Source organism: Pseudoalteromonas sp. Isolate6 (assembly GCF_022398435.1).
Lineage (GTDB): Bacteria > Pseudomonadota > Gammaproteobacteria > Enterobacterales > Alteromonadaceae > Pseudoalteromonas > Pseudoalteromonas galatheae.
The window spans coordinates 21,282-30,665 of record NZ_JAKEVK010000040.1; the positions used below are offsets into that span (position 1 = coordinate 21,282).

Consider the following 9,384-nt stretch of genomic DNA (forward strand, 5'->3'; position numbering starts at 1 on the left):
AATGAATGTAGATAGCTTAGTTCAAAATATTACCCCTGAAGTATTCGAGCGTTTGCAATACGGCGCGTCAACTGGAAAGTGGCCTGATGGTACGCCGCTAAGCGATGCGCAGAAAGAGCAAACCGTGCAGTTAGTCATGCTATATCAAGCAAAAGTAGCAAAGTCTAATGAACAATTCACCATCAACGAAAAAGGTGAGATGGTGCAAAAATCCAAACGCGAATTACAACAAGAATTCAAAGCCGACAACGAAATAGCTAGGTTCAGTGAAAATGATCTTTAAACACCTTTTTACACCGAAATGGAAACACCCTAAGGTTGATGTTCGCTCACAAGCAGTGGACAAGTTAGACTTGAGCAAAGACGCAAGTTTATTACACACGTTGGCACTAGAGGACGAGTCTGCGCAGATCAGAAAAAAAGTACTTACGAAAGTAAATGACCTTGGTCTTTGGTGGAAAGTTTATAAGCAAGATAGCGAGCTAAAAGAGCTTGCTGAGCAGAAAATTTCGAGTGCGGTCATTAACCAAGACACCGCGCTGCAGAGTAACATTCGTGAAGAATACATTGAACGCTATGCGCCAGCTAAGACACTTGAGAAAGTCGCGTTAATTGAAACCGATTTAGCAAATAAAGTTAAACTGCTTAAGCGCCTTGCGAACGCCACGTTAATCGAAAAATCGTTCAAAGACGGTGATGAAGCTCTTCAGATTGCCATGTTGGAACTGATTGCACAGCATTCACTCGAAAAGAGTGTCCTAAAAGCAGCCAAAGGTGAAGCGCTTACTTCTCTTAACGGATCACTGGAGCAGCAGCGATTAGCAAAAGAAATGCCTACTCAAGTTGCTGAGCAAACGCGAGTTGTGCTTGCCAAGTTAAACGCGCTAAGAGATAAGCAAAACTATGAAACTGTGAATGCGCAAGCACAGCAGTTATTTGCGCAGTGGCAAAGCATTGAGCTTAAGTGGTTAGATGCTGAAACGGTAACTGCACTAGATGCAAAGTATCAACAAGTAGCAGATAAATTAAACCGCCACCTCAATGAGTTACAAGTTAAACATCAAGCGCAGCAAGCTGAGTTAATGCAAAAGCAAAATGAAGCCCTAGAGGTCGCTGAATTAACTGCTGAACTTGAAGCCATTGAAAAATCGGTTGAAATTGCATGTAAAACACTAGACTTAGCTCCGCACGATGCACTGGTTAAACGCAGTGAAGTATTAAAAGGTAAGATAGCCGCACCGCAATATATCGCTGTTGAATCACTTGGTGAGTTCACCAGAAAACTGCAAAATATCGAGCGTGATCTTGCCGATTTGCCAGCACTTATTGCTGCAAGTGAAACCTTCAATAATGCCCTCTCAGAGTTGAAGGCAGTCGAAGTACCAACTTCGTTAGAAGCGCTCGATACCCAAATGCAAGAACAAAAAGACCGCTATGTTGCAGCGCGTAAAGCACTAGATTCACTGCCTAAGGTATTGCATAAATCGGCAAAAGCTGAGTTATCAGACACAAGCCATGTGTTTATGACAGCTGTTGAGCCGTTTAAAAATGAGCAAGAAAAAGCACTCAAAATCGCGAAGAAGAAAGCACGCGATGTTCAACGATTAATTGATCAAGGTCGATTTAACGTAGCATTTGGTGTTTTTAATGGTTTTATCGAGCATTTCGAGCTGCTTACACCAAGCTACAAAAAACAGCTCGAAAGTCAGCATGAAAGCTTGTCTAAAACATTAAAAGATCTTAAAGATTGGCAAAAGTATGCAGCCACACCTAAACGTGAAGAATTGCTTGCGGAGCTTGATATCAAACTGGCTGAGGAGTCGGTTGACCCCGTTAAACGTGCTGAGGAAGTAAAACTACTTAGAACACGTTGGAACGAACTTGGTCATGTTGAAACTGAACAGGAAAAGGCACAAGCAGCTCAATTTGATGAAAAAATTGAATTATTGTTTGTACCTTGTCGCGCTTACTTTGCGGAGCAGGAAGTGCAGCGTGAGCAGGCAAAAATTGCACGTGAAGCAGTAATTGAAGAAGTGAAAGTACTGCTTAGTACTTTGGATAACGAGGGTATTGATTGGCGAGAAGTTGAAGCACAATTTAATCGCCTAGCCAAAGCGTGGAAAAATGCTGGCAATGTGGATGCTAAAATCTATCAAAAGCTGAATTCGATTTATCGTGAGCATCATCAAGCAGTTTACGAGAAACTAAAAGCCTTCCATCAAGCTAATGCCGTTGAAAAGGCAAAGCTAGTTGAAACTGCACGCCAACAACTAGAGGCTGAAGATTTGGCTGCAGCTTGTGACTTATTGAAATCGTTGCAAAAGCAGTGGCAGCAAATTGGTTTTGCCGGTGCCAAGCAAGAGCATACCCTGTGGAAAGCATTTCGTGCCCATAATGATGCCGTGTTTGAAAAGCGTAGTGCACAATATGCCGAGCAAAAAGCACAGGAGAAGTCGCAGGAAGCCGAACAGCGTCAGCTGCTAGCAGAGTTCGACAACAAAGTCATCGAAGCGGTAACTCAAAATGAACTAGCTGCTATTCGTGATGAACTCAATACGTTTACTGTCGTGCCAGGACTGAAGCAAGAAAAGAATCGTTTATTGTCACAAGTGAAATCAAAATTAGATGATCTATTTTCTTCACAGCGTCGCGAGAAGTTCAATGAGCTGGTGGAAGCGGTAGAAACGGGCGGTGATATTCCGAGTTCTTGGCAAGGTACCAACAAAACCTCATTAAACACCGCTCAACTGCTGTTGAGGCTTGAGATTTTGACGAACCAGTCTTCACCAGAAGCACTGCAAAGCGAGAGAATGTCTGAGCAAGTCGCAATGCTTGATGCAAAACTCCAAGGTGAGGAAAGTAGCCTTGAGATCTACTTAATTAGTTATTTGGCTGAAGCAAGTGAGGCTGAACTTTCTTCTTCAAAAGACAGATTACTTAGTGTTTTGAATGCCTAATAACTTTTAATTAAACCCTTTTGGTGTCCACGTAAAGTAATCGCTTGTGTGGACACCCACCATTAGTCTGCATAAATCAAACTCTCCTCTTTCGAACATAAATTCCCTTCTTCATTAAGCTGAACCAACTGCCAGAAAGTATCACAGCAATTAGTTTTAATGTAACTCTACCCAATTTAGTACAGCTATTTCGTAGAATTTGTGCAGCCTCAAGATAACCAATTAGTGTCGTTGATAAGGAGTTGTTATATTTTGTCACAAGAGAGATTTTTTTGTTGATACACAGAGGGTTTATTTGTGATAATTTTAGGTAAGAACTGAAAATGGACATTACATGAAAAACTATAAGCTCACTTTACTATCATCATTTTTAACACTAACTCTGTCTGCATGTGGCGGTTCGTCATCGAATGATACAGGGAAAATTGGCGGAGGTACAAAGCCAGCTACTCAAACGATTTCACTTAACACTTACCAGTACCAGTGCGGGAAAGATACAGGTATCAGCACAGATATCGTTTTCCATGACGCCAATGGTAAACCCGTCGGTACTGCAAAAACAAATAGCAGTGGTACGTTTAATGGCGAGGTGCCTAAAGGCACGATGCATCTATCTGTAATAGGTGATGTGAAAGACAGAGACCTAGAAGAGTTTAAACAGATATATACAGAATTAGATATCTCACAGAGAAAAAACCTCGGAAACTTTTACTTCCAGAATTACAGCGAGAATTGCGGCTGTTCAGTATACAATATAGATAAATCTGAGTTAACCGGAGATTACGCCAATGCTAGTATCCGATATGGTTCTAGCACTTTCTTACGTGACTCGGTAACAATTTGCCCTGATAAAACTGAGCTATACATTACTGCAACCGCTCCCTTTATTAATCTTGGTAAAGCAGCCATTATTGAAGTTCCCACAGACAGTAATACCATTAAACTAAGTAACAGCGACTTTGTTTATGATGGTTTGGCAATTGAGCCTATTTCTTGGACTAATGCGGAATTTATCTCTACTCGAGGTTATCTAAAGAGTCAAAAGCGATATGTTTTCGGTAATGCCGTTAGCGGTCAGTCTGCAGATCCTATGTATATTTTTCCAACTCTTACTGATGTTAATTTCTTAAACCAGTATATTACCGAAAGTACTTCGGTCAATAGTGTCGACATCAACTTTTACATCCGTGCGCAAAATTCAGTTGGGAGTGATGGCAATTATGTACTCACGCAATTGCCTGAAATTTCGCCTAATCTATTTGATGATTTGCTCGCAGCATCCAACAGTTCAGGTACCAATTATGATTTCTCCTCAACCGACGAGCGCTTAGCACGCGCGCGTTGGGGATTTAGTTTTCTCGTTGATGATGCGGCTGAAACTAGGTTTGATTGGGACATAGAAGGCGGTATCCGTGGAGAAATCCCTGATCTGTCATTCGGAGAAGTCTTCCCCGAGCCTGAAGGTCAAGTAGACCTTGAAGTGTTATCTATCTATTTATATGGCTATGAAGGTCAAGCGGTTGATAATAAGTCTTTTTCAGCATTATTGGACGAAAAGTGGAATAATGGCCTTAGAGGCGATAGTAAATTTGATAATTTTGTATCTATTCAAGTCGTCGCGAATTTAGACACGGCGTATTAAGTTTATGTTTTTTTGCCTACTTAACAGTCTATCGTTAAGTAGGCCATTTCTTTTAGCTATTTTGATTGCTGAGCATATGTACGAGGTTGTTGATTTCTTCAATTGCAAGCGCTTTAGATCGCTTATGCCTGTCGTCGTCAAACTCTTGATACTCAGATGCGATTTCATAAAACGCCTCAGCACCTAAATATGGAGCCAGCTGCTCGATATGGCTACTTAGGTGGTTCAAATGATATTGTGACTCGCCCTTTTTAAATGCAAACTCGCCCCAAGATGACAGTAATACGAGTGTTTTACCTGATAAAATTGGTTCAAGCGGTTTATCACCTCGTGCTAGGTCAAAACTAAAGGTTTTATCAACTCGGATTGCCAGATCAAACCAAGCCTTTAGTACGGCGGGCATGCCATAGTTATACATAGGACTTGCGATCACGATAATATCCGCATTGACCACCTCTTTAATAATTTCGTCAGACTCAGCGAGTACTAAATGCTGCTCTTCGCTCAAAGCTCCTTTTGCAAATGCAGCCGCAATAAATTTTTCATCGATAAATGCAGGTTGTTTTACGGAAAGATCACGATGGATGATTTCTACTTTATGTGTAGTTTGACTAAAAGTATTTAAAAACTGCTCTCCCAACATTCTGCTTATTGATTGGTGTTGTGTTTCGTTCTCACTGTACTTTCTTACGCTGCAACTTATGTATAGAATGTTTTTCATGGCTTATCTCCAGTTGTATTATGTGCATTATTCTGTGCTTAAGTGAGCAATGTGACAACTGAGAAGAATCCATTCATAGATGAGATAAACTAACTTATAGGTTTGCGATGTTTACACACTTACCGTCTTTGAATAATGTAAAAACTTTTGCGGTTGCCGCGCATTACTTGAGCTTTAAAGATGCAGCACGAGCACTTAATATCACGCCCACGGCAGTGTCACATCAGATAAAATCTTTGGAATCACAATTAAGAGTCCAGCTCTTTGAGCGCAAAACGCGAGCAGTGCAATTAACGAGGCAAGGAGAGGCACTGGCAAAGGTATGTATTGACTCACTCAATAGATTAGATAATGCGTTTATAGAGTTTATGGAGCCAAAAAACGATTTACTGATTTCATGCTGTAATTCGTTTGCTGCACTTTGGCTTGCACCGAATATGGCTGCCATTAATCGCGCTTTTCCGAATCAAACGGTCACAATCTGCGCAAGTGATCAGCTAATTGACTTAGACAAAGAAAAGCACATTGATATCGCCCTACGCTATGGCAACGCTGAATCAAATTCTAATGAAATCCATCTTATCAAAGAGCAGATAGGGATGTACGCAAGCCCAAATTATCAGCCGCCCAGGCAAGGTAAACCGGTGTTATTTATTACCCATTGGCGAGATGAAAGTGGGCTTAAAAATATTCCTTGCCATGAACACATCGATGAAAGTTTGTATGAGTTACGCTATTTTGAGCAAGAGCACTTTGTCATGCAGGCAGCTGTGGCTGGGCAAGGCATGGCTTTAATGAGCGATGTATTAGCGAGAACAGCTGTTACGCAAGGGTGGTTGTATAAGCAGACAGAATTTAAAGCTTTTGAGGGTTACAGTTATTGGGTCAGGCAGACAACCCACCGAAAGAGCACATTAATTATGGAGCGCTTTACGGCTTGGTTGGCTGAAGCACTAGTTGAGGAAATAACAAAGTAGCAACCTAGTCAGTTGCTACTGCTTAAAGGATATTAGCAAATCCCAGTAATGTTACAAGGCTGTCCGGGACCCGGAGAGGATGCGAAAGTATCTGTCGGCAAACAATCATTTTGTTCTGTCGGTGCGTAACTGCTATCTGGTCCAACAGCACCTCCAGCGATGTTTGGTGTCATATTTGGTGCAAGTTGCTTATTTGACGTTAGTGATTTTAATGCTGTTTTTTTTATTGATAGTTTCATTTTATCTTCCTTAACTCTTGTAACCCTGAATTGGGTACCTCTCTAACGTTTCATAATTGTTGGGTATTGTAAATCACTTGTTTCTTTGTCGATATTGAAATACAAACTGTTTTTTTAATATGTTCTATACTTTCTTTAGGCTTAAGTCTTTATTCAAACAGTGTTTATCGTTTAGGTGGCGAGGCAATGATAAAAGCTCTACTCATTATTATATGGTTATTCTCATTTTCGTGCTTTAGCGCTGATTATACATTTGCCTTTGTCCCCCAGCAGTCTGCAAATAAGTTAGCCAAGAATTGGCAGCCTATTCTCGATTATCTCAATGATAAAACTGGAGATCACTACACTTTTAAGACCGCTAAAGATATACCCACCTTTGAAGCCCGAGTGCTACAACAAGAATATGATGTGGCATACATGAACCCCTACCACTTTGTAGTGTTTAATGAGCGGGCAGGTTATCAAGCTATCGCTAAGCAAAGAGATAAAATGATCAAAGGGATCATCGTAGTTAAAAAGGGAGCGGGTATTACTGACTTGTCACAGTTGCAAGGAGAAACGCTTGCTTTTCCGGCTCCCGCTGCATTTGCTGCAAGCATTTTGCCCCGTGGGGAGCTGATGAAACAAGGCATTGAGTTTACGCCAAAATATGTTTCATCCCATGATTCCGTTTATCTTAATGTGTCGAGAGGATTTGCCAAGGCAGGGGGCGGTGTAATGCGCACTTTCAACAATGCCGACCCTAAAATTAAATCGCAACTCGACATTCTTTGGACGACGAGGGGTTACACACCACATGCATTCGCCGTAAAAAAAGTAATGCCAGAAGACGCAAGGCAAAGATTAGTTGACGCGTTGCTCTCTCTTGAACTGACTGGAGAAGGAATTCGGCTACTCGAAGCTGTTAATTTCAAAGGCATTATGGCGGCGTCGAATGAGGATTGGCAAGACATAAAAGCATTAGAATTAGAAGCCTTGGTTGGTAAATAGTACACCGATTATTAAGAAGCGCCACGACTGAATGAAAAAAGTATCGTTAAGACTTAAAACTATGATTGGCACTGCCATTATTGAAGCGGTGTTGCTGAGTGCACTCATATTTGTGGTGATTGATTTTATGATGGAGTCTGCAAATGACGCCATGAATAAACGCGCAACAACGACCGCTAGTTTGTTTGCGAGCGCGACAAAGAATGCGGTGTTGTCATACGATTTAGCGACTCTAGATGCCTTTACCAATGAACTATTAAGTAACCCTGATATTCTCTATGTGAAAGTCATCGATGGTGAAAACCAAACTCTTTCTTTTGCAGGTAACGAGCGCTTAAAAGAACGTACATTTGAAGGTGATACGTTAGTTGAAACAGTTACCGACGGTATTTTTGATATTCATGCTGATATTGTTGAGGGTGGGACACTGTTTGGCACCATTCAAATAGGCATAGATATTGGCACCATAAATCGAGCTATGTCAGAGGTAAAACGCTGGACGGTTTCCATCGCGCTGTTTGAAATGGCGTTAGTTGCTATTTTCTCTTATTTTCTCGGTATATATTTAACAACCAATCTGTATATATTGAAAAGCCAAGCAAAATTTATTGCTAGTAATGTCAAAAATGGCGTATTTGATTTCAAATGGAAACCAATACAGAGCAAAGATGAGTTACAAGAGCTGTCTTTGGCCTTTGATGAGTTATCACAAACTTTAGCTGAGGAACATGAGCGTCGAGAACGATATCAACATGATTTGGTTGAGCTAAATAGAAACTTAGAAGAACTGGTAGCACAAAGAACAGAAAAGCTAAATCAACGAAATCATCAACTTGAGGCAACCAATAAAGAGCTTGAAGCAGCTCAACAGCAGCTCGTACACTCAGAAAAAATGGCCTCAGTAGGTCAGTTGGCGGCTGGAGTAGCCCATGAAATAAATAATCCCCTAGGATTTGTCACGAGCAACCTCGACGTGATGCGTCATTATCAGAGTGATTACGCAGAGCTTGCAAAACGTGCGATTCAGCTCGGACTTGAACCTGATACACTCACAGCGTTCAATCAGTTCGTTCAAGATAAAGATTTTACTTTTATTAACCGTGATTGTAACGAGCTTATTGATGAATCGATGACGGGGGTACAGAGAGTTTCTGCTATTGTGAATGACCTCAAACAGTTTTCAAGGACAGATACCGTTCAGTTGCAACCTTGCGATATTAATGCCTGTATAAAGACAACGTTAAATCTGGTGGAGAGTAAAATTAAATATCATGCAAAAGTGATCACACAGTTGAATGAAATCCCTCAAGTGCTTGGTAATCAAGGGAAACTAATTCAAGTGTTCACGAATTTACTGATCAATGCGGCTCAGGCACTGGAAAGTGAGGGAGAGATCAGAGTATCGACTAGGCTAGATCATGAGTGTATATTGATCCAAATACAAGATGATGGAATAGGGATCCCCGAAGAAATAAAAAACAAGATATTTGACCCATTTTTTACGACTAAGTCTATTGGTAAGGGGACAGGCTTAGGCCTTTCAATAAGTTATGACATAATTAAAGAGCATGGCGGCGAGCTTTTGGTGAAAAGTGAGGTTGGTGTCGGAAGCTGCTTCACTATTACACTGCCTGTCATGCTCTGAGCTCAAGTAAAGGTTATTTAACATTCAAACATGAAAATTGCCAGCTTCGTCTTTTACCTTGATATAATACCAATTGAATTAATTCTCTAATCAATTTGAAGGGTGAAATAGCATATTAGCTTCGTTAAAAATTTCTCATTTAGAACAACTAAATAGCAAAATTTTTGCCTTGCCTATATGGATATAGGTACCTTAGCGGTAGCAGGACGCGAG

General features: G+C 40.9%; 8 protein-coding genes. 6 read left to right on the top strand and 2 right to left on the bottom strand.

What is annotated here, in order from left to right; translation table 11 throughout:
* The first annotated feature begins 1 nt into the window (after position 1).
* From L1D50_RS08220 to L1D50_RS08230, 3 genes are all read left to right on the top strand, one after another.
* A complete protein-coding gene (locus L1D50_RS08220; RefSeq protein ID WP_010371878.1) occupies positions 2-283 on the top strand; it encodes a DUF1315 family protein in 282 nt (93 codons plus the stop codon).
* Entirely contained in the window at positions 273-2,957 is a 2,685-nt protein-coding gene (locus L1D50_RS08225) for a DUF349 domain-containing protein (RefSeq protein ID WP_239965857.1), read from the top strand. The genes L1D50_RS08220 and L1D50_RS08225 overlap by 11 nt, the downstream gene beginning before the upstream one ends.
* Positions 2,958-3,291: 334 nt before the next feature.
* The gene (locus L1D50_RS08230) at positions 3,292-4,599 is read left to right on the top strand and encodes a hypothetical protein (protein ID WP_138523288.1); all 1,308 of its coding nucleotides are present in this window, start codon (positions 3,292-3,294) and stop codon (positions 4,597-4,599) included.
* A 52-nt stretch (positions 4,600-4,651) separates the two neighbouring features.
* Here the strand turns inward: L1D50_RS08230 and L1D50_RS08235 are convergent, their stop codons facing one another.
* Positions 4,652-5,320: an NAD(P)H-dependent oxidoreductase gene (locus L1D50_RS08235; RefSeq protein WP_138523286.1), complete on the bottom strand. Its 669-nt coding sequence runs from the start codon at positions 5,318-5,320 to the stop codon at positions 4,652-4,654.
* Between the two features lie 107 nt (positions 5,321-5,427).
* Here L1D50_RS08235 and L1D50_RS08240 point away from each other — a divergent pair, with 107 nt between their 5' ends.
* Complete coding sequence (locus L1D50_RS08240; RefSeq protein ID WP_128726278.1) at positions 5,428-6,297, top strand: LysR family transcriptional regulator; 870 nt, start codon at positions 5,428-5,430, stop codon at positions 6,295-6,297.
* A gap of 32 nt (positions 6,298-6,329) precedes the next feature.
* Here the strand turns inward: L1D50_RS08240 and L1D50_RS08245 are convergent, their stop codons facing one another.
* Complete coding sequence (locus tag L1D50_RS08245) at positions 6,330-6,536, bottom strand: hypothetical protein (protein ID WP_128726279.1); 207 nt, start codon at positions 6,534-6,536, stop codon at positions 6,330-6,332.
* A gap of 186 nt (positions 6,537-6,722) precedes the next feature.
* On the opposite strand from L1D50_RS08245, the gene L1D50_RS08250 reads away from it, so the two are divergent.
* Positions 6,723-7,526 (top strand): PhnD/SsuA/transferrin family substrate-binding protein, encoded by an 804-nt coding sequence (locus L1D50_RS08250; protein WP_128726280.1) that lies wholly within the window; start codon positions 6,723-6,725, stop codon positions 7,524-7,526.
* 31 nt (positions 7,527-7,557) lie between these two features.
* Positions 7,558-9,171, top strand: coding sequence for an ATP-binding protein (locus tag L1D50_RS08255; RefSeq protein ID WP_235956555.1), 1,614 nt, complete (start codon positions 7,558-7,560; stop codon positions 9,169-9,171).
* Positions 9,172-9,384 lie beyond the last annotated feature (213 nt).

Coding starts and splice junctions, on each gene's coding strand:
- L1D50_RS08235 (WP_138523286.1), bottom strand. CDS start 5,320: ATGAAAAACATTCTATACATAAGTTGCAGCGTAAGAAAGTACAGTGAG.
- L1D50_RS08240 (WP_128726278.1), top strand. CDS start 5,428: ATGTTTACACACTTACCGTCTTTGAATAATGTAAAAACTTTTGCGGTT.
- L1D50_RS08250 (WP_128726280.1), top strand. CDS start 6,723: ATGATAAAAGCTCTACTCATTATTATATGGTTATTCTCATTTTCGTGC.
- L1D50_RS08230 (WP_138523288.1), top strand. CDS start 3,292: ATGAAAAACTATAAGCTCACTTTACTATCATCATTTTTAACACTAACT.
- L1D50_RS08220 (WP_010371878.1), top strand. CDS start 2: ATGAATGTAGATAGCTTAGTTCAAAATATTACCCCTGAAGTATTCGAG.
- L1D50_RS08255 (WP_235956555.1), top strand. CDS start 7,558: ATGAAAAAAGTATCGTTAAGACTTAAAACTATGATTGGCACTGCCATT.
- L1D50_RS08245 (WP_128726279.1), bottom strand. CDS start 6,536: ATGAAACTATCAATAAAAAAAACAGCATTAAAATCACTAACGTCAAAT.
- L1D50_RS08225 (WP_239965857.1), top strand. CDS start 273: ATGATCTTTAAACACCTTTTTACACCGAAATGGAAACACCCTAAGGTT.